We start from the raw sequence: 18,969 nt of genomic DNA on the forward strand, positions 1-18,969 counted from the left end.
GCACAGCATGGAATAATCACCTCGACACAATCTGGCCATGCTGCAGCCAAACCGTACGATCTGCCAATACCTGCGCTTCAGTTTCATCATGAGTGACCAGTAACAAGGTCATTTGCGACGGCTGTCGCAGTGCATTCAAGTCACGCCAGATGGTGTGTCGATTCCCCAGATCCAGGCTTGAAAACGGCTCATCCAGCAACAGCACTCCCGGTCGCCGGGCGAGACAACGGGCCAGAGCAGCCCGTTGCCGTTCGCCACCAGACAGCTGGGCGGGATAACGGTTGTGCAAATGTTGCGCGCGGGCCAGACACAGGGCCTCTTCAATCCGCTCGGCGCGAGAACCCTGATGGTCAAACCCGAATGCCAGAGACAGCCAGACATTCTGCCGTACCGTCAGATGCGGGAACAAATGCAAATCCTGGCTCAGATACCCCAACCGTCGGCGGTGAGGTGCCCAGCCATGTACCGCGGTATCATCAAACAAGACGCGCCCCTGATGGGCAACCAAACCGGCCACCACTTTCAGCAAGGTACTTTTTCCAGAGCCGGACGGCCCTTGGATCGCGACCGCTTCTCCATCGGCCACATTCAGGGAAACCTCGTGCAGAATCTGGCTGCTGATTTTTTCAAGCGCCACGGCCGACATATTCCACCTCCTTTGGCGTATCCCTGTCCACCAGGCGGGTTGCCAAAAGCAACAGAAACGCCAGCCCCAGCAAAATCAGGGCACAGGCAACCGCCAGACCGGTTTCACCGCTGGCAATATTCAGATACACCGCCATCGGCAGTGTTTCGGTATACATCCGTGTCGCTCCGGCCACCATCAAGGTGGCTCCAAATTCACCCAGAGCCCGTGCCCACCCCAAGACTGCCGCAGTCACCAAGCCTCGGGCTGCCATCGGGATTTCTACCAGTAAAAATGCCCATCCGGGTGATAGGCCAAGCGTCCAGGCCATACGCGCGTAATCCTGATCCACGCTGGCAAATGCCGCTCGCGCCGTACGCACGATAATAGAAGCCGCGACGTACGTTTGCGCCAGCACAATACCGGCAGGAGAAAACAGCAGATTGATACCCGCCGCCGCCAACGCAGCTCCGACCGGGCTTTGGTAGCCCAGCAAAAACAACAAGCCGACCCCGGCAACCAGCGGCGGCGTTACCATGGGTAAATCCAGTAAGGTCTCCACCATTGCTTTGCCGGGAAATGCCTGTCGTGCCAAACAATGAGCCGCCGGTACCGCCAACAGCAATGCCAGCGCCAGCGATAATAACGAGGTTTGCAGACTCATCCCGACGGCAAACAGGGTTTCTTCCGACAGCAGCGCACTCTGCAAGTCGCCCGGTGACAAATAGCTCACCAGGGCTCCCACAACCCCAATAATTACCAGCGCCATCAGCACCAGCGGCAGTGCAAACAGCAGCCCAAGCCAGTTCATTTTGTTGCTGCCTGCGAAGCTTGCCAGGTGGATTGGATGGGTAAAAACCCGACCTTTTCAAACCCGGCAACCCCCTCTGCGGAGGTCAGAAAATCCACCAGGGCCTGGGCCTGATCCGGGTGTTGGCTGCTTTTCAGCACCCCGGCAGCAACGATTTCGGGTTGATACAAATACTCTGGAATGGCCACCATGCGGATATGCCCAGCGTTCAGAAAGGCTTCGGTACGTCCAATGATGGCAGCGTCCACCTCCCCTTGAACCAAGTACATCGCCAGTTGCTTGACCGTCCCTGCCCGCATCACCGTGTTACGACGAATGGCGTCTCCCTGTCCGGAAGCATTCAGAATATGTTCGGCAGTGCGCCCCAGTGCCATGGCTTTCGGGTCTCCCAATGCCACTCGAAGGCCGGGCTGGGTCAGGTCATCCAGGCGCTGGACATTGGCACCTCGGCGGAGACTGACGCCAATCACCGGAGTGTGCGCCACAATGTCGTGTACCGAGAGCACCTCTCCCGCCAGTTTATCGAAGTACATTCGTGAGCCGGGGATAAACACATCTCCCTGATGGCTGAGTTGATAACGCGTCAGGATTGCGCCCGAGCCTCCGTATTCCACTCGTACCTGATCACCGCTTTGACGTTGGTACTCCTGTACCAGAGCATCGATGGCCGGTCGTAAACCGGCACCTGCGTAAACTTTCAGCTCGACGGCCCATATCCGGGCAGAACCCCCCAACATCAGCATGGCAACCAGTGTCGCTGTCAGGCGGTGAGTCCATTTCGATGAAACCATACAATATTCCTACCGTTATATAATTTTATATATAACGAAGCACAAGTCAGACCAACCGGGCCAGTCAATCCAAAACCGTCAGAACCTCACGTCAGCAGCGCCATCTCACTTCCAACAGCCAATCTCTGCGGATGGCGGTGGCAAGGTTTGGCAGGAGAGAAACCCGACATTGTCGTGGATAAGACAAAATCGCCCACAGAGAGTGAGAGGCGAGTTCAAAGGCGAGTGCACGGGATTCCATTCGGTATCGTTCGGTCGAGCCTTGGCATGACAGGTTTTCGCAGTCGATACCGTCAAGCCAGTGCAGAACGATGGCGCCTGCTGATCACCGCTCTCCTGATGACTCAGACCACAAGCGCCGTAGAACAGCGAGGCTCAGTGAGCCTCATCCCAGTTGTCACCGATCCCGGCTTCCACCAGCAGCGGTACCCGTAATTCAGCCGCGCCCTGCATTTGCTGTTTCAGGGCTTCAGCAAATACATCCGCTTCTTCTGCGCGTACTTCCAGCACCAGTTCATCGTGCACTTGCATGACCATGCGGGCATCAAACCCGGAATCCGGTAGCCAGTTGGCGACCCGAATCATGGCGCGCTTGATAATGTCGGCGGCGCTGCCCTGCATCGGCGCGTTGATCGCGGTACGTTCTGCGTGTTGACGACGCTGGCCGTTGCGGGATTTTATTTCCGGCAGGTACAGACGACGGCCAAAGATGGTTTCGACATAGCCCAGGTCTTTGGCGTGTTCACGGGTGTTGTCCATATATTCCCGCACACCGGGGTAACGTTCGAAGTAGAGGTTGACGTAATCCTGGGCTTCGCCACGGCCAATGCCCAGCTGCTTTGCCAACCCAAACGCCGACATGCCATAAATCAAACCAAAGTTGATCGCCTTGGCGCTGCGGCGCTGGTTGTCGGTGACGTCGGCTTCATCAACACCAAAGACTTCTGCCGCGGTAGCCCGGTGTACATCCCGGCCTTCGCTGAAGGCTTTCAACAAACCGTCATCACCCGACAGGTGCGCCATGATGCGCAGTTCAATCTGGGAGTAATCTGCCGCCACCAGCCGGTAGCCTGGCGGCGCGATAAATGCCTGACGAATACGGCGACCTTCCTCAGAGCGGATCGGAATATTCTGTAAGTTCGGATCACTGGACGACAAGCGCCCGGTGGCAGCCACAGCCTGATGGTAGGAGGTGTGCACCCGCCCGGTCGATCCGGCAATCATGGTGGGTAACTTGTCGGTATAGGTGCTTTTTAATTTCGCCAACCCCCGGTTTTCGAGGATGATTTTGGGCAGTTCATGGCCTTCTTCCGCCAGCTGCAGCAGCACTTCTTCCGCCGTTGACGGTGCCCCTTTCGGGGTTTTCTTTTTCACGGGCAAGCCGAGTTTCTGATACAGGATTTCGCCCAGCTGCTTGGGCGACCCAAGGTTAAAGACTTGTCCCGCCACGTCGTGAGCCTGCTGCTCCAGCTGCTGCAGTTTTTGCTCCAGCTCGGCGCTTTGCTCATGCAGTTTGTCGGCATCAATCAGTGCCCCGAGGGATTCCATCGCCGTAAGGATCGGCATAACGGGCATTTCAATGTCAGTAAAAACCTTCGCCAATGCGCCCTGATTTTGCAGTTGGGGCCACAGGGTCTGATGCAGACGCAGGGTGATATCGGCGTCTTCGGCGGCGTATGGCCCGGCCATATCGAGTTCAACCTGATTAAAGGTTTTTTGTTTGACGCCCTTGCCCGCCACGTCTTCAAACGAGGTGGTTTGATATTCCAGATACTTTGACGCCAGGCTGTCCATATCATGACGGGTCGCGACGGAATCCAGCACATAGCTTTCCAGCTGGGTATCGAACTGCACCCCTTGCAGGTGAATACCGTGGTTGGCCAGTACGTGGGCGTCGTACTTCATGTGTTGGCCGACTTTTTTGTGGTTGTTATCTTCCAGCAGCGGCTTGAGTTGTGCCAATACGGTGTCGCGGTCGAGCTGTTCCGGTGCGCCGTCATAATCATGTGCCAATGGTACGTAAGCAGCCTGGCCGGCTTCCACCGCAAACGAGACGCCCACAATGCGGGCGTCCTTGTAGTTAAGCGAGGTGGTTTCGGTATCGAAGGCAAACAGTTCACTGGCTTTGAGCTGCTCAACCCAGCGGTCGAGGTCGGCCTGCGTCAGCACCAGCTCGTATTCACCCGGTTCAGCACTGACGGTCGGGACATCCACTTCCGTGGCGGTGTCAGCAGCGGTTGCCAACGGCTGTTCAGCGCTGGCACTTGAGGGTCGGCTGTCAGAGCTGTTGGCTTCGGGCGGGTTACTGGATGCCTCCGATAACTCGGCGATCCAGGCTTTGAATTCCATGCTCTGATACAGCGCCAGCAAGGCATCGGTGTCGGTTGTCGTACTGTGCAACTCTCCCAGCGATTGCGGCAGCTCGACATCACATTTGATGGTGGCCAGCTCTTTCGACAGAAAGGCCTGGTCCTTGTGTTCTTCCAGCTTTGGCGCCAGGGTTTTGGCACCACGGAAGCTGAGGGTCTTGACCTGATCCAGATTGGCGTAGATGGTTTCCAGCGAGCCTAATCCAGCCACCAGCCCGACGGCGGTTTTTTCACCAACCTTGGGCACGCCGGGAATGTTATCGACCTTGTCGCCCATCAGCGCCAGGTAGTCGATGATGTGCTCTGGAGGTACGCCAAATTTTTCTTTTACCCCGTCGACATCCAGAAAGGTGCTGGTCATGGTATTGATCAGCGAAACGTGCGGGTCTACCAGCTGCGCCATGTCCTTGTCGCCAGTGGAAATAACCACCTGACACTGGCTGGCTTCGGCCTGGGCCGCCAACGTGCCGATAACGTCGTCGGCTTCCACACCGTCGACAATCAGCAGCGGCAGGCCCATGGCGCGGATGATGTCATGGATGGGGGCGATTTGTTCGCGCAGCTCGTCCGGCATTGGCGGGCGATTGGCTTTGTACTCCGGGTACATATCGTTACGAAAGGTTTTGCCTTTGGCATCAAACACCGCCACCATCTGGGCATCGGGATAGTCTTTTTGCAGTCGTTTGATCATGCTGATCACGCCTTTCACTGCATTGGTGTGCACACCGCGTGAATTGGTCAGCAGTGGAATGGCATGAAAGGCACGGAACAGATAGGAAGATCCGTCGATAAGAACAACAGACTTGGGCATAACAGAATTCCTGTAGACTCGGCAAAATCCGGCCGCTGGCGCTGGGGTTCACGTCCGGGTCGGCATACAATAAGGAAGAATTGAAATTGAAAGGCATCCTAACATGAAGACCCCGACTCGTCTGAACCTCCGTCGTGCCACCGTGATGCTGGGTGTTACTCTGGCTTCAGCGCTGTTTTCGAGCGTTGGCTTTGCGGCCGACCCAAGTGGAGAGTCTGTTACCATCCGTAATGATGGCGACAAAACCTTTTATGAGTTCCGGGTCAATGGCGAACTGGTTGAAATCAAGGTCGAGCCCAAAGTAGGCAAGCCGTATTACCTGGTACCAGAATCTCAAGGGGATAACTTTGTCCGCAAAGACAATCCCGATATCGTCGTACCCAAATGGGTTATCTTCCGCTGGTGATATAATCACGTTATGTCTGTCTATACGCCCGTCCCACAATCCACTCTGGCCGTCTGGCTCGAACAATTCGAGCTCGGCTCGCTGCTGTCTTTGCGCGGCATCGCCGGAGGTATTGAAAATACCAATTACTTTGTCACTACCACGGCCGGTGAGTTTGTGCTGACGTTGTTTGAGCACCATGCTGCCGATGAAGTCGAGCAATTTGTTGCGCTGGCCAATCATCTTGGCCGCGCCAATGCTGCCGGGCAATCGTCATCGTTACCTGTGCCCGCACCCATCGCCAATCGTGATGGCCAGTGGCTGTTTTCCCTCGAACACAAACCGGCAATTCTGTGTCCGCGTCTGGCGGGCGAGCATGTCGAGCATCCAACTGCCAGTCATGCCCGCCAGGCCGCCGCCGGACTGGCACAATTGCATCTGGCGGCAGCAGACCTTGATGTCCAGCGCCCCAACAGTCGCAGTCTCGACTGGTGGACTTATATGGCGGGCACACTGACCCATGTCCTGAATGAAGCCGATATGGCCCTGTTGCGAGATGAGATCCAGCAGCAGCAACAGATCCGGGGAGACTGGCTGTCGTTACCCCATGGCTGGATTCACGGTGATCTGTTCCACGATAACGTGTTGTTTGAAAATACCGCTGCTGGCCCGAAACTGGGGGCCATTCTGGATTTGTATAACGCTTGTCAGGACGCCTGGATTTTTGACCTTGCCATTGCTGCCAACGACTGGTGTTGCGACAGCCATGGTAACTGGCAGTACAACTTGCTGGAGGCCTTGCTGGAGGGTTATCAGTCGGTACGGCCGTTCACTGAAGCCGAACAGGCGCTTTGGCCAATGGCCTTGCGTGGCGCGGCATTGAGATTCTGGCTCAGCCGGATATTGACCCAACAGCTGCAGTCAGCCCAGCTGACCGCCGCCGACGGGCAAATGGCGATCAGCAAGGATCCGGCGGAATACCGCGACAAACTGTGCCGCAGACGCCAGCCCGCCGCTTAATACGACGGGCCATGGAACCCGGCTTGCTGCGGGTCAGTCCAGTTGGCGAGCCGCACGATGCAGCTCGTCGAGCTCGGCCACCAGCCGGGGCTGGTCGATCATGCCCTGTACGCCATACCAGAGCACCGCAAAATAGTGCTCTTGCAGCAAGGCCCGTTGCCAATCCTTCCCCATGACATCAATGCCAAACAGAGCGCACCACTGCTGTTGCTGCTCTGCTTTCATGTTGGCTGATACTGCCAACCCGGCGATATCCCAACAAGGATGACCCACCGCGGCATATTCCCAATCGATCAGAATCCAGCGTCCCTGATGTAAGCGCCAGTTAAGCGGGTTCGGGTCCATATGACACAGCGCCCGTTCTGGCCCTGGCGCCTCGGCCAGCAAGTGCTGCAACGGTAATCGCTGCTGGCTCCAGTCTCCGGGCCAGCGAGCTTCAATGGCACGCCAGTAGTGCTCGGCCTTGACCGCCACATGCAGCTCAGGCAAATCTGGACCGAAGGGCAAGGTATGAAGCCGGATCAGTTGTTGCGCCAGTATGGTCATCAGTTCAGTGCTGATGCTACCGCGCATACACTCCGACAGTTCCGGGCCATCGGCCCGGTCGACGATCCAGTAACTGTCATCGGCACTGCGGTAACGTATCCGGGGTGCCAGACCAGCCTGGGCGGCCCGCTGTTGAATGCGGTATTCGGTTTCACGACAAATATCCAGCGACTGGCTGTTGGCTGCACTGAGCCGTACCACGTATTCGCCAGAATCCAGTGTCAGTGCCCAGCTACGATTGGTCAGGCCGCCGGTCATCAACACCATGTCATCCACACCAGGGGCGTGATCACACAGGTCCCAGTTCTGCCATTCCGCCAGAATATGCTGACACTGAGCGTCGTGTGGCGGCTCAGTGCAGGGGAGAAACAGCCAGCTCAAACTTGCTGCCAATCGGGTGCATCCCGATGGTTGTGCCGCACACTCTGGTCACGATAATCCTTATGCCAGACAAACCAGCCGATGGCAGCCAGCACCACATAAATAGCCATCAGGGTGGCGGTCAGATACAACTCACGGTCGATATACAGATAAATCGCCACGGCATCGATCACAATCCAGTAAAGCCAGTTTTCCAGCACTTTACGAGTCACCATCCAGGTAGTGATCACCGCGCCCCAGGTGGTAAAGGAATCCAGATAAGGCATGACCGCGCTGGTATTGCTGTGTAACAAGGCACCACTCACCAGTGTCAGCCCAGCAATGGCCGCCAGTGTCAGCATATGCTGTGTCAGGTTCCAGCGCTGGATTGGCAGTTCTTCGGTGGTTTCATCCGCAGCGGAATGCTGCCAGGCCCACCAGCCATAGAGAGCCATCAGCAGATAATAGACATTCAGCGCCGATTCCATCAGCAAGCTGACATCCCAGAACAACCAGCTGAAAATGGCAGTACTGCCAAAGGCCGCATACCAGCACCAGTTACTCTGACGCATGGCCAGTACCAGATAAGCAAGCCCCAGCACCACGGCAATGACCTCGGGGAGGCTTTGGGCAGCCAGAGCAGCTGTCATCTGGCTCACTATGTTATCCATCGGATTGGATTACCTCGGAGTTGTCTCGCACAACCAGAGCAGCGCCTTATGGGCGTTACAGGGTCGTGGCGATGATTTGGTGTCTGTGGTTCTGGTCTTGGTCGTGCTGGTCGTGCTGGTCGTGCTGGTCGTGCTGGTCGTGCTGGTCGTGCTGGTCGTGATGTCAGTACGGCGGTTGATCACCGCCGCCGAGGCATCCAATCCTGTTCCCACGACACCCCTTAAACCTGGCCCTCAAACCCAATCCCCAAGCCTAGCCGTGTGGCTTGAGCGCAGGGTCCAGATTCACACCCGGAATCATCTTATAGACAAAAATGGCTTTGCCATAGGTTTCGAACGAGTGTTTCATTTCTGCGGCAATGGTATTCATGACCAGATCGTAGTCACCAAACACCTGGGTGCACATGGTATTGCACACCACGGTCAGTCCTTCGGTCCCTTGCAGACGCTCGATAAAGTCTTTGATCGCGGGGATATATTTGTCTGCCAATGGGTATGCGCTGATATCAACGGAAAGTTCCATACGGTACTCCTGAGATTAGGATGGGATTACGGGAATAAAGCATAGGCCAGTCAGCAGTGACTGGCCTGAATAAACAACCGGTCAGAAATAGTATTTGCCTTCCACGCCAACCAGTCGCGGGTCGCCATACTGTACCCAGCGCTCGTTGGTGTAGCCGTCACGGGGGTCATTACCAAAGTGGAAACCACGGACTTCCTGCTCGACATCGGTCAGGTTACGGCCGTACACGGCCAGCTGGTAATTGCTACCATCATACGCCACCCGGGCATGCCACATGACATAGGCGGTGGATTCTTCATAATGACTGTCGGAAAAGTAGAAGCTGTCTTTGGCTTCGTTTTCCAGTACCAACGTCAGGCCGTTGCCAACCGCATAAGCCAGACTGTTGGCAAAGCTGTACGTCGGCGACTGAGCCTGCTCACGACCGTTCATGCTGAAGGTGCCATCGGCGGTTTCGTACTGATAGTCGATAAACTTGGTTTGTAACCAGCCACCACTGAAAGTCCAGTTCAGCTGTTCACTGAGTGCCCAGTCGGTTTCCAGTTCCAGACCGTAGTTAACCCCTTCGGCGGCGTTGGCCAGATAGTCCTGGAAGCTGATACCGCTGTTATCTTCGTTTTGTACCGCCAACGAACTTTTGACTTGCTGGTCTTTACGCTGAATATAAAAGGCCGCTACACGAGTGCGTAAGGTGTCGTCGAGCAGGCTGGATTTTAATCCGGCTTCCAGCGCATTATTAAACTCGGTATCGAAAGTGCGATGGTCTTCGCTGATGTCTTGGTCGGTATTCACCCCACCGGCTTTATAACCACGCGCCAATGACGCATAAGCCAGCTGGTTGCTATTAAGCAGGTATTCCAGCGCCACTTTACCGCCCCACAAGCTTTCAGTGCGGTCATTGTTAATGGCGTTACTGTCGTCATAGTCGGTGTTCCACTGTTCACTGCGCACACCCGTCGTTACCACCAGGTCGTCGCTGGCTTGAACGGACAATTCACCATAGACCGCCGTGGAAGCGGTGTTGAGGTCACTGAAAAAGGTCTCCGTATTCCAGGTATAGAAGCGGGTCATATCTTCTGAGCGGGTCATACGATATACACCCACAACCCAGTCGGTCGAACCGGAGAACAATTGTCCTGCTTCGGTAGAGGTCAAGCGCACGTCCAGTTCACGGCGGCGGTGGTCGCGCAGATACTGGTCAGTAGAGCTATACCCTCCTTGATTGGCCAAACAAGTGCCCGGCGTTACACAGATGTTGTCGGTGGTGCCATCGTATTCGCCATAAGCCCAATCTTCGTCGTAGCTGTATTCGGTGTTGCCGTTGCTGCCAGAGGCATGCACGCGCAGATCAAACGCCTCGGCCATTTCCGATGTCCAGGTCAGGGCGGCGGCATGGGTATTCTGCCGATCAACACCCGGATTATCGGAATAGGTGGTGCGGTTATTATCGAGAGAAAAGGCATCAAAGCCGTTATCCACATCGATATACAACCAGGTCAGTGCCAGGGTATTACGCTCATCCAGCGCCAGATTGCCTTTCAGACGTACCAGCTGTTCATCGATATTGTTGGTGTCATCACGATCGAGGTAAGCGTTGTGAATATACCCATCCGAGCTGTTCTGATGCGCCGACAAGCGCATATTCAATCCCGGGCCGACTTCCCCTGACACCACGGCACCGAGGGCTTTGGTGTTGTAGTTACCCAGTTTGCCCGACACCATGCCTTCAAACTGTTCTGTTGGATCATTACTTTCGATATTGATCATACCGGCCAGGGCATTGGCACCAAAACGGGTGCCTTGTGGGCCGCGCAAGACCTCGACCTGCTGCACATCAAACAAACCTGCACCACCGCCCAGCCCGGTCATGTCGATGCCATCAACCCGCAAACCCACCGATGGGTTGACCGGGTCCACATACTGGCTGCGTTCACCAATACCGCGAATCTGGAAAAAACGCCCCCGGGAAGCACCGGAAGTAAAGTTGACGTTGGGAGCCAGCGCCAGCAGGCTTTCGAGATGATCCGCCGAGCGCTGTTCAATAGCAGCCGCACCAACAACGGTCGTTGCTTCCGGAATGGACTGGACATCGGTCTGGCGAAAATCCGCCGTCACGACCACTTCTTCCATGGCAGACTGGTCGGCATACGTTGACAGGGTGAATACAGCCGCGGATACGGCCAGGAATAAAGGTGTCTTGCGACATATCATTGGGTCTGTCCTCTTAAATAATTCAAAAAGGAGACCCGGTTTGGTGTACAGGATAACGCGTAGGTCGCTAATCCATTTAGCAACAAAAAGACTGTCGATATGCCAGGAATAACTCACAGCACTCGCCCATTCCTACGCCGGTACTAACCGGATCAGGTTCTAGGGGTTTATGCCATTTGGCAAGTCTCAGGCTGATCCAGCCACCCCCTGGGACGCGGCCATTATACGGATATTCCATCGGATACCAATCCTGCACCGGATTTCGTTCTTGCTGTCGCATTCTTTTACTTGAATTACGCCGTCATCGTCTCAATCTTGTGGTCATAATGAGAGTTCATATTTGCGCCTAATTCATTCCACAGGAGGAATATCATGTTGCGCATTATCCTGTTTTTGGCCACCAACCTGGCGGTGATTCTGGTCGCCAGTATTACCTTGTCGATTCTCGGCGTTGGCAGCTACTTTTCACAGCAAGGGCTGGATTTTGGCAACCTGCTGATATTCTGTCTGGTGTTTGGTATGGCGGGTTCTGCCGTGTCCTTGCTGCTGTCCAAGTGGATGGCCAAGCGCGGCATGAACGTCCAGGTAATCGAATCCCCCCATAACGCCAGCGAGCAATGGCTCGTCAGCACGGTGCAAGAGCTGGCCGACAAGGCTGGGATCGGCATGCCGGAAGTGGGGGTGTTCAACTCTCATCAACCCAATGCCTTTGCCACTGGCTGGAATCGTAACGATGCTCTGGTGGCGGTTTCAACCGGTCTGCTACAACGCATGAGCAAAGACGAAGTAAAAGCCGTGCTGGGCCATGAGATTGGTCACGTTGCCAACGGGGATATGGTGACGCTGGCCCTGATTCAGGGGGTAATCAACGCCTTTGTGATGTTCTTTGCCCGTATTATTGGTAATTTTGTCGACAAGGCTATTCTGAAAAACGAAAACGGTCCAGGCATCGGCTTTTTTATCGCCACATTTGTATCCGAAATTGTGCTTGGCATCCTGGCGTCGTTTATTGTCGCCTGGTTCAGTCGTCGTCGTGAGTATCGTGCCGATATTGCCGGAGCTGACCTGGTCAGCCCGGTCGCCATGATCAATGCGCTGGCACGGTTACAGGAAAGTTATGACCAACCCAGCGAGTTGAATGGCGAGCTGGTCGCCTTTGGTATTGCTGGTGAAGGCAAACTGGCAGCGCTGGCCGCGTCTCACCCGCCACTGACAGATCGTATCAACGCCTTGCGTCAGCGTTACAGCGTCTGATCACCAGATCACAACAATGGCTGGCCACAACGCCTGATAACCGTGTCATCAAAAACGCTGGCCACAAAAAAAACCGCCCCTCGCAAGAGGGGCGGTTTTTTTGTATCAAACAATCGCCAGATCAGATATCAGCAATCGTTTTTAACGGGTAGTTGGCAGGCATTGGGCCTGCTGCTACACCGGTTTCAATCGCAGCTTGTGCAACGGCAAAAGACACCGCGCCCAACAGACGGGAATCGACTGCTTTCGGAATGATGTATTCGCGACCAAAAGCCAGAGACTCCAGACCGTATGCATCCAGCACTTCCTGGCTCACTGGCTCTTTCGCCAGTCCCGCCAGCGCCTTGGCTGCTGCCAGTTTCATTTCTTCGTTGATGCGCTTGGCACGTACGTCCAGAGCACCACGGAAAATGAACGGGAAGCCCAGTACGTTGTTTACCTGGTTCGGATAGTCAGAACGACCGGTTGCCATGATGGCATCAGGACGCGCTTCCCATACGATTTCCGGCATGATTTCCGGTACCGGGTTGGCGCAAGCAAAGATAACCGGATCGGCTGCCATGGCCTTGATCTGTTCACCAGTCACCATATTAGGACCAGACAGACCAAGGAAGATGTCCGCGCCATCCAGTGCATCGTCAATGGTGCGTTTGTCGGTATCGACAGCAAACATGGCTTTGTACTGGTTCAGGTCATCACGACCGGAATGGATCACGCCCTTGCGGTCACACATAAAGATGTTTTCTGGTTTCATACCGGCCAGAATCATCAGCTTGGAGCATGAGATTGCTGCAGCACCGGCACCGACGACACACATTTTGGCGTCTTCGATTTTTTTACCAACAACTTCCAATGCGTTCATGGCACCGGCAACCGTAACGATTGCAGTACCGTGCTGGTCATCGTGGAATACCGGAATATCGCACTGTTCGATCAGGGTGCGTTCGATTTCAAAACACTCAGGTGCCTTGATGTCTTCCAGGTTGATGCCACCAAAAGTAATCGCTATGCGACGCACGGTATCGATAAAGGCTTGTGGGCTTTCGCTTTCCACTTCCAGATCGATAGAGTCAACGCCCGCAAAACGTTTGAATAGCAAAGATTTGCCTTCCATGACGGGTTTGGATGCCAGTGGCCCCAGATTTCCCAGCCCCAGAATGGCGGTACCGTCAGTAATCACGGCAACCAGATTCCCTTTGCCGGTATATTTGTAGGCATTTTCAGGGTCGGCAGCAATTTCCTTGACCGGCTCAGCCACACCTGGGCTGTACGCCAGCGACAAATCGCGTGAGGTGGCGGCAGGTTTGGTCAGTTCGACACTGATTTTGCCCGGTTTGGGAAATTGATGATAATCCAGAGCTGCTTGCTTGAGATCTTCTGACATAGTGCTCATCCAGTCGTTTTTTTTGTGGTGTTAATATCCCTGGGCTCGACGCATAACGCGTTGTCCAATTAGACAACAATTGCGAAAGGGGCACCCTTAATAGCAAAAAGCCCCGGGTATTTCCACTATATCCTTGAAATGTTCCAGGCGACTGCTGTTCTTTTGCGCTGATTTGAATTGCCCTGATCTACCGCAAGATTCGACCAGAGTATTCATACAAAAGTCGTAGGTACATTAACGACTGGTAGTTGTAGGGCAACACACAGACCAGGATGACGGTTTTCAGCGACCACTTTCCCGCCATGCAATTCCACCACTCGCCTGACCAATGCCAGGCCCAGACCATAGCCTATATCCCCGGCGCCGGGACTGCGGGCATGATCAACCTGGGTAAAGGGTGCAAAAATGGATTCCAGCATATCGTCGGGCACACCAGGCCCCTGATCCATGACCGAAATATCCACACGATCTCCCACTTCAGCCACTTCTACCAACAAACAGCCACCGTCCGGTGAATACCGAATGGCGTTACGCAGCAGGTTATCAACCGCCCGTTCAATCAGCACCCAATCCCAGGAACACTGGGCCGGTGCTTTGGAACAGTCGCAAGTTACCTTGATGTGCCGGGATTCCAGCTCCAGCTCAGCATCCTGCAACCAGCCATTCACTTGCTCACAAGGACTGCGTTCTTCCAGCTGCAGCTGGCCAGCCCGTAACTGGGACAAACGAGCCAGATCCAGAATCTGGCTGATAAGATTTTCCACCTGAAACGCGGCCCGTTCGATACGGTCATGTTCTGCCGCAACGAGCTGCTGCTGATCTTTTTTACGGGCGATACCCAGCGCAATTTGCAAGCGGGTTAACGGTGAGCGTAATTCGTGGGAGACATCACGTAATAATTGTTGATGGCTGGCCAATAACTGCTGGGTAGCGTCCGCCATGCTGGCCACTTCGGCCACCAATACGCCAATTTCATCCTTGCGACTGATATCAGCAGCCAGGTCGGTGACATCAAAATTGCCTTCGGCCATTTGCCGCACGACCCGTTGCAAACGGCGCATTGGCAGCGTCAGATTCCAGACCAGCAAGAAACACAGCAGCGTGACCACCACTACAATCACGACCGGCACCACCCAGCGGCGTTTATCGTCCAGAAAGTTCTGCCAAACCTGGCGGGAAACACCAATATAAAGATAGCCGTCACTCTGCACTGGCCCCAGCATCAACCAGCCATCGTTCTGGCCGTACAGAGACCGTCCAAGATAGCCGGCCCGATCGGCAAACTCTTCCAGGTCGTGGGGTAATTCCTCAACCCGGTCCACCGGTACCGATACCAGGTTCCAGCCCGGCCGCAGCTGCCGCCAGAGCATCCGGCCTTCTGCCACAATCGGCAATTGTTTCTCCATCAAATTCAGTAACAGGCGCGAGTCTGCCAGATCCGCAGGTCGCATAAAGTCATCATCAACCCAGTTCCTGGTAGCAACCGCCAGCCCCATGGCGAGAAAGATCACCAGCCAGAACCAGACAAACACCTTAAAAAACAGCGATCGGTACCAGCTGACCTTAACGCCCCTAAAGTGTCTGATCATCGGTCAGGACTTAACCAGCAAATAGCCGCGGCTACGCACCGTCTTGATCCAATCACTACCATCTTCACGGTGGCCGAGTTTTTTACGCAAGTTACTGACGTGCATATCAATCGAACGATCGTAAGCCATCAGTGAACGTCCCAATGCCGACATCGACAGGGTGTCTTTACTGACCAGCTCTCCGGCGTGCTCCATCATGCACTGCAAGACGCCAAACTCGGCACCGGTCAGCACCAGGTTCTCGCCATCCAGACACACTCCCCGATCACTGGGCGTCAGAACCAAAGACCCCACCTGTATCGCCCCTTCGGCTACCGGTGCGCTGGAATCACCCGTCATATCGATACGGCGAAACAGTGCCCGAATCCGCGCTACCAGTTCATGGTGGTGATACGGTTTGGCAATATAATCATCCGCGCCATGTTCCAGCCCTAATACCCGGTCGACACTCTCGCCTCGAGCAGTCAACATGATCACTGGCACCTGGGATTCAGCCCGAATGCGGCGTAACACCTCAAAGCCATGAATTTTAGGTAACATAACGTCCAGCAAGACCAGATCGTAATCCCCTTTTAATGCTTGCTCCAGGCCGCTTTCTCCATCGTGTACCGGAGTGAGTTCAAAGCCCTCCATCGCCAGGTATTCCTGCAATAATTCGCCCAGCTCGGTGTCGTCGTCGATCAGTAATATTGATTTCATTCGGTTCCTCCCAGCCCAAGTCTAATCAGGCGATGGACTGTTCTCTAACAGGTTTACGGTTTTTTGCAACTGACCGTGATTATTGACATAAACCGGTGTATCTAAAGACCGGGGTATTCCCAGCCGTTGCAAGACATCATCCAGCGACAGTCAATGGCCCGGCAGCAACTAATGACCAGCAACTAATGACCAGCAACTAATGACCAGCAACTAATGACCAGCAACTAATGACCAGCAACTAATGGTCCAGCAGCGTTGCCATCCAGCGAGTTGACTGGCGGGTTTCCAGCGCTATCTTGACCACCATGGTCAGCGGTATCGAAAGCAGCATACCCACCGGGCCAAGAATCCAGCCCCAAAAAATCAATGACAGGAACACCACCAGTGTCGACAACCCCAACGTACGCCCCATCATGCGGGGTTCCAGCACATTACCAAACGTCATATTGGCAACCACATAGGTGATAGCCGTTGCCAGTGCCGAACCTGGACCTAACTGGATCAAAGCAATCAGCACAGCCGGAACAGCCGCAATAATAGAGCCGATATTGGGAATATAATTCAGCAGAAAAGCAATCACCGCCCACACCGGCGCATAATCCACCCCAATTATCCACAATACCACGCCGATACAGACCCCGGTGCCAAGGCTCATCAAGGTCTTGATGGCCAGATAACGCTGTACCAAATTACTGAAACGCTCAAAATGCGCAAACGCACTGGTTTGCTCACCAAAAGCACGTTTCAGCTTCTCTGGCATGCCGGAGGCCTCCAGCAAGATAAACACCACGGTAAACAAAATCAGAAAAGCATTGGTCAAGACACCACCAAGGCCATTAAACACGCTGGTCACCATGTTCATGACCACACTCGGATCGACGTATTCCCGCAACAGGTTGGCAGGTACTTCGATACCCAGGTTATTCAGCCAGGCTACGATTCCCTGCATCAAATTCTGCAGCTTGGTTTCGTACAGCGGAATGTCTTTATAAAACGCATTCACGGTACCACCCAGAAATACGGTCAAACCGGTACCACTGACCAGAAAACCCAGCATCATCAGCAGTACCGCCAACACATCCGGCACACCACGACGCGACAGCCAATGCATCATTGGAGCACTGAGCACGGCAATAAAAACCGACAACAGAAAAGGCACCAGAATATCCGCCGCACTGCGCACACCGGCAATCACAATAATAGCGGCCGCCAACGTCACAAAGATGTTGCTGGTTACATGAGTATTAGTCGACATGATTTCTTCCCGAAACCCCTGAAGGCGAAAGGCTCAACTTACACCAGCCAGCGTTCGGACGCATCCAGTGAACAACCGCGATGATCATGGACTTGGCAGCAAGCAAAGAGTTCTGTATTATCCGCGCTCTGTTTGCGGAAGTGGCGAAATTGGTAGACGCACTGGATTTAGGTTCCAGCGCCGCAAGGTGTGAGAGTTCGAGTCTCTCCTTCCGCACCATCTTTTTTAGATCCTGGTCTTTCTCTCCTACATGGACACCCACTTAAGTCCATCCTAGTCCTTCTGGTCCCTTCTATATGGACACCCATCTGAATACGGCCTGGGTTCGCGGTCCTGCATAGACACCCACTTAAATCAGCACTTTTGCCTGATTCCATTGCATAACCCAAGCGCCATAATAATGCTTCGTTAACTTCAAGGACGGGGTACGATCATGCCAAAGCCACGGAAACAACAAGTCTCTGTTGAAGCAACACCCTTCTACCACTGCGTGTCCCGATGCGTTCGACGCGCCTTTTTGTGCGGCACCGATTCGGTGTCTGGCCAGTGCTATGAACATCGCCGCAGTTGGCTTGAAGAGCGGATTCTTGCCCTACCACAAATATTTGCTATTCAAGTTGCCGCCTATGCAGTGATGTCGAATCACTACCATGTCGTACTGTTTGTGGATATCAAGCAAGCACAAGCCTGGAGCGATATGGACGTTGTGCAGCGCTGGCACCAGCTCTTCAAAGGCAACGTATTATCACAACGTTTTGTTCAAGAAGAGCAGCTGGCCGAAGCCGAGCAGCAGCGGCTAAAAATACTGGTCGACGAGTGGCGTTCACGACTGTCAGATATCAGCTGGTTTATGCGGGTACTGAATGAAGCCATTGCCCGTGAGGCGAACAGTGAAGATGGTTGCTCGGGCCGCTTCTGGGAAGGTCGCTTTAAATCCCAGGCGCTGCTGGACGAAGCCGCGCTGCTCAGCTGCATGGCATATGTCGATTTAAACCCGGTTAGGGCTGGCATTGCCGAGACACCGGAAAAGGCCGATCACATCACACGTCGGTGAAACGTCGTATTAAGCAGGCTCAAACAACATCAACACCTGATCACATCACCCGGCAGTGCCCGCACTTGCTGCCATTCGTCGGAAACCCACGGCAAGATTCTCCAACAGGAATCCAGATGCCGTTAACCAGCTACCTGTCGTTAGTCGATGCAACCGGGCGCATACTTCGCTCCGATAAGCAGGGTGTAATCAGTGAAGGGTTATCGCCTGTTCTCCACCGTATAGGCCTGGACGAAAAACAATGGCTAGCCATGAGCCAGCAGTTCGAGCAGTGCTTTACGACCTTTGCAGGCAATGAAGCCAAGGTTCGATCAGCGTGTGAGCAACTGGGCTACAAACGACCGACAGGGATTGGTCGGGCCAGACTACTGGTGGCAAGCTAGATTCTGTGTCCAAACCAACAACAACAGCATTCTTCGGGTATATACCTGAAGCCCGATACGCTTGAGCCTGCGTATTTGCCAAACGACGATATTTTCAAGGCACTGTCATCGCCTACAGGCAAACCAGCTCGCTAAAATTGAAATTCATTGTGCAATGGCTGAGATACATCAGCCCTGATGGCTTCGCTCTGTTGCTGTTGATTGTCTGCACGCTTTTAAGAATGGGTG

Annotated in this window: 17 protein-coding genes, 1 tRNA gene and 1 riboswitch; of the genes, 6 read left to right on the plus strand and 12 right to left on the minus strand. The window is 54.4% G+C overall.

From position 1 onward, the window contains the following. Window positions 1-16 precede the first annotated feature (16 nt). The 4 genes from Q4551_RS00235 to polA form a co-directional block, all read right to left on the minus strand. On the minus strand, window positions 17-646 hold the full coding sequence (locus Q4551_RS00235) for an ABC transporter ATP-binding protein (protein ID WP_303431086.1): 630 nt from the start codon (window positions 644-646) through the stop codon (window positions 17-19). After that, on the minus strand, window positions 627-1,436 hold the full coding sequence (locus Q4551_RS00240; RefSeq protein ID WP_303431087.1) for an ABC transporter permease: 810 nt from the start codon (window positions 1,434-1,436) through the stop codon (window positions 627-629). Before Q4551_RS00240 ends, Q4551_RS00235 begins: the two co-directional genes overlap by 20 nt. Continuing rightward, the gene (gene modA / locus Q4551_RS00245; protein ID WP_303431088.1) at window positions 1,433-2,227 is read right to left on the minus strand and encodes a molybdate ABC transporter substrate-binding protein; all 795 of its coding nucleotides are present in this window, start codon (window positions 2,225-2,227) and stop codon (window positions 1,433-1,435) included. The genes Q4551_RS00240 and modA overlap by 4 nt, the downstream gene beginning before the upstream one ends. 375 nt (window positions 2,228-2,602) lie before the next feature. Continuing rightward, the gene (polA, locus tag Q4551_RS00250; protein ID WP_303431089.1) at window positions 2,603-5,407 is read right to left on the minus strand and encodes a DNA polymerase I; all 2,805 of its coding nucleotides are present in this window, start codon (window positions 5,405-5,407) and stop codon (window positions 2,603-2,605) included. A gap of 103 nt (window positions 5,408-5,510) precedes the next feature. On the opposite strand from polA, the gene Q4551_RS00255 reads away from it, so the two are divergent. Together Q4551_RS00255 and Q4551_RS00260 are read left to right on the plus strand one after the other, a co-directional pair. After that, the gene (locus Q4551_RS00255; RefSeq protein ID WP_303431090.1) at window positions 5,511-5,813 is read left to right on the plus strand and encodes a DUF2782 domain-containing protein; all 303 of its coding nucleotides are present in this window, start codon (window positions 5,511-5,513) and stop codon (window positions 5,811-5,813) included. A 12-nt stretch (window positions 5,814-5,825) separates the two neighbouring features. Then, complete coding sequence (locus tag Q4551_RS00260) at window positions 5,826-6,812, plus strand: homoserine kinase (protein WP_303431091.1); 987 nt, start codon at window positions 5,826-5,828, stop codon at window positions 6,810-6,812. A gap of 33 nt (window positions 6,813-6,845) precedes the next feature. Here the strand turns inward: Q4551_RS00260 and Q4551_RS00265 are convergent, their stop codons facing one another. The 4 genes from Q4551_RS00265 to Q4551_RS00280 form a co-directional block, all read right to left on the minus strand. Further along, window positions 6,846-7,751, minus strand: coding sequence for a phosphotransferase (locus Q4551_RS00265; protein WP_303431092.1), 906 nt, complete (start codon window positions 7,749-7,751; stop codon window positions 6,846-6,848). Then, a complete protein-coding gene (gene pnuC / locus Q4551_RS00270) occupies window positions 7,736-8,368 on the minus strand; it encodes a nicotinamide riboside transporter PnuC (protein WP_303431388.1) in 633 nt (210 codons plus the stop codon). The genes Q4551_RS00265 and pnuC overlap by 16 nt, the downstream gene beginning before the upstream one ends. A gap of 274 nt (window positions 8,369-8,642) precedes the next feature. Next, a complete protein-coding gene (locus tag Q4551_RS00275; RefSeq protein ID WP_303431094.1) occupies window positions 8,643-8,912 on the minus strand; it encodes a hypothetical protein in 270 nt (89 codons plus the stop codon). An 81-nt stretch (window positions 8,913-8,993) separates the two neighbouring features. Beyond that, window positions 8,994-11,123, minus strand: coding sequence for a TonB-dependent receptor (locus Q4551_RS00280; protein WP_303431095.1), 2,130 nt, complete (start codon window positions 11,121-11,123; stop codon window positions 8,994-8,996). 112 nt (window positions 11,124-11,235) lie between these two features. Further along, window positions 11,236-11,341, minus strand: a riboswitch (TPP riboswitch). Window positions 11,342-11,495: 154 nt separating this feature from the next. On the opposite strand from Q4551_RS00280, the gene htpX reads away from it, so the two are divergent. Beyond that, complete coding sequence (gene htpX / locus Q4551_RS00285) at window positions 11,496-12,377, plus strand: protease HtpX (RefSeq protein ID WP_303431096.1); 882 nt, start codon at window positions 11,496-11,498, stop codon at window positions 12,375-12,377. Window positions 12,378-12,498: 121 nt separating this feature from the next. On the opposite strand, the gene Q4551_RS00290 is transcribed toward htpX, so the two are convergent. The 4 genes from Q4551_RS00290 to Q4551_RS00305 form a co-directional block, all read right to left on the minus strand. Continuing rightward, window positions 12,499-13,761, minus strand: coding sequence for a malic enzyme-like NAD(P)-binding protein (locus Q4551_RS00290; RefSeq protein ID WP_303431097.1), 1,263 nt, complete (start codon window positions 13,759-13,761; stop codon window positions 12,499-12,501). Window positions 13,762-13,973: 212 nt separating this feature from the next. Continuing rightward, window positions 13,974-15,350 carry an ATP-binding protein gene (locus Q4551_RS00295; RefSeq protein WP_303431098.1) on the minus strand — a complete coding sequence of 459 codons (1,377 nt, stop codon included), beginning with the start codon at window positions 15,348-15,350 and terminating at the stop codon, window positions 13,974-13,976. 3 nt (window positions 15,351-15,353) lie between these two features. Then, window positions 15,354-16,049 carry a response regulator gene (locus Q4551_RS00300; RefSeq protein ID WP_303431099.1) on the minus strand — a complete coding sequence of 232 codons (696 nt, stop codon included), beginning with the start codon at window positions 16,047-16,049 and terminating at the stop codon, window positions 15,354-15,356. Window positions 16,050-16,287: 238 nt separating this feature from the next. After that, the gene (locus Q4551_RS00305; protein ID WP_303431100.1) at window positions 16,288-17,304 is read right to left on the minus strand and encodes an AI-2E family transporter; all 1,017 of its coding nucleotides are present in this window, start codon (window positions 17,302-17,304) and stop codon (window positions 16,288-16,290) included. A gap of 134 nt (window positions 17,305-17,438) precedes the next feature. Here Q4551_RS00305 and Q4551_RS00310 point away from each other — a divergent pair. The 3 genes from Q4551_RS00310 to Q4551_RS00320 all read left to right on the plus strand — a co-directional run bounded on the left by Q4551_RS00310 (window position 17,439) and on the right by Q4551_RS00320 (window position 18,741). Then, window positions 17,439-17,523, plus strand: a tRNA-Leu gene (locus Q4551_RS00310). Window positions 17,524-17,737: 214 nt separating this feature from the next. Then, on the plus strand, window positions 17,738-18,358 hold the full coding sequence (locus tag Q4551_RS00315; protein WP_303431101.1) for a transposase: 621 nt from the start codon (window positions 17,738-17,740) through the stop codon (window positions 18,356-18,358). Between the two features lie 116 nt (window positions 18,359-18,474). Then, the gene (locus tag Q4551_RS00320; RefSeq protein ID WP_303431102.1) at window positions 18,475-18,741 is read left to right on the plus strand and encodes a hypothetical protein; all 267 of its coding nucleotides are present in this window, start codon (window positions 18,475-18,477) and stop codon (window positions 18,739-18,741) included. Window positions 18,742-18,969 lie beyond the last annotated feature (228 nt).

The organism is Oceanobacter sp. 5_MG-2023, assembly GCF_030548165.1.
Taxonomy (GTDB): Bacteria; Pseudomonadota; Gammaproteobacteria; order Pseudomonadales; family Oceanobacteraceae; genus Oceanobacter.

Excerpts from the sequence above, each read along its gene's own strand:
- Q4551_RS00235 (WP_303431086.1), bottom strand. The coding sequence starts at position 646 with ATGTCGGCCGTGGCGCTTGAAAAAATCAGCAGCCAGATTCTGCACGAG.
- Q4551_RS00240 (WP_303431087.1), bottom strand. The coding sequence starts at position 1,436 with ATGAACTGGCTTGGGCTGCTGTTTGCACTGCCGCTGGTGCTGATGGCG.
- modA (WP_303431088.1), bottom strand. The coding sequence starts at position 2,227 with ATGGTTTCATCGAAATGGACTCACCGCCTGACAGCGACACTGGTTGCC.
- polA (WP_303431089.1), bottom strand. The coding sequence starts at position 5,407 with ATGCCCAAGTCTGTTGTTCTTATCGACGGATCTTCCTATCTGTTCCGT.
- Q4551_RS00255 (WP_303431090.1), top strand. The coding sequence starts at position 5,511 with ATGAAGACCCCGACTCGTCTGAACCTCCGTCGTGCCACCGTGATGCTG.
- Q4551_RS00260 (WP_303431091.1), top strand. The coding sequence starts at position 5,826 with ATGTCTGTCTATACGCCCGTCCCACAATCCACTCTGGCCGTCTGGCTC.
- pnuC (WP_303431388.1), bottom strand. The coding sequence starts at position 8,368 with ATGACAGCTGCTCTGGCTGCCCAAAGCCTCCCCGAGGTCATTGCCGTG.
- Q4551_RS00275 (WP_303431094.1), bottom strand. The coding sequence starts at position 8,912 with ATGGAACTTTCCGTTGATATCAGCGCATACCCATTGGCAGACAAATAT.
- Q4551_RS00280 (WP_303431095.1), bottom strand. The coding sequence starts at position 11,123 with ATGATATGTCGCAAGACACCTTTATTCCTGGCCGTATCCGCGGCTGTA.
- htpX (WP_303431096.1), top strand. The coding sequence starts at position 11,496 with ATGTTGCGCATTATCCTGTTTTTGGCCACCAACCTGGCGGTGATTCTG.
- Q4551_RS00290 (WP_303431097.1), bottom strand. The coding sequence starts at position 13,761 with ATGTCAGAAGATCTCAAGCAAGCAGCTCTGGATTATCATCAATTTCCC.
- Q4551_RS00295 (WP_303431098.1), bottom strand. The coding sequence starts at position 15,350 with ATGATCAGACACTTTAGGGGCGTTAAGGTCAGCTGGTACCGATCGCTG.
- Q4551_RS00300 (WP_303431099.1), bottom strand. The coding sequence starts at position 16,049 with ATGAAATCAATATTACTGATCGACGACGACACCGAGCTGGGCGAATTA.
- Q4551_RS00305 (WP_303431100.1), bottom strand. The coding sequence starts at position 17,304 with ATGTCGACTAATACTCATGTAACCAGCAACATCTTTGTGACGTTGGCG.
- Q4551_RS00315 (WP_303431101.1), top strand. The coding sequence starts at position 17,738 with ATGCCAAAGCCACGGAAACAACAAGTCTCTGTTGAAGCAACACCCTTC.
- Q4551_RS00320 (WP_303431102.1), top strand. The coding sequence starts at position 18,475 with ATGCCGTTAACCAGCTACCTGTCGTTAGTCGATGCAACCGGGCGCATA.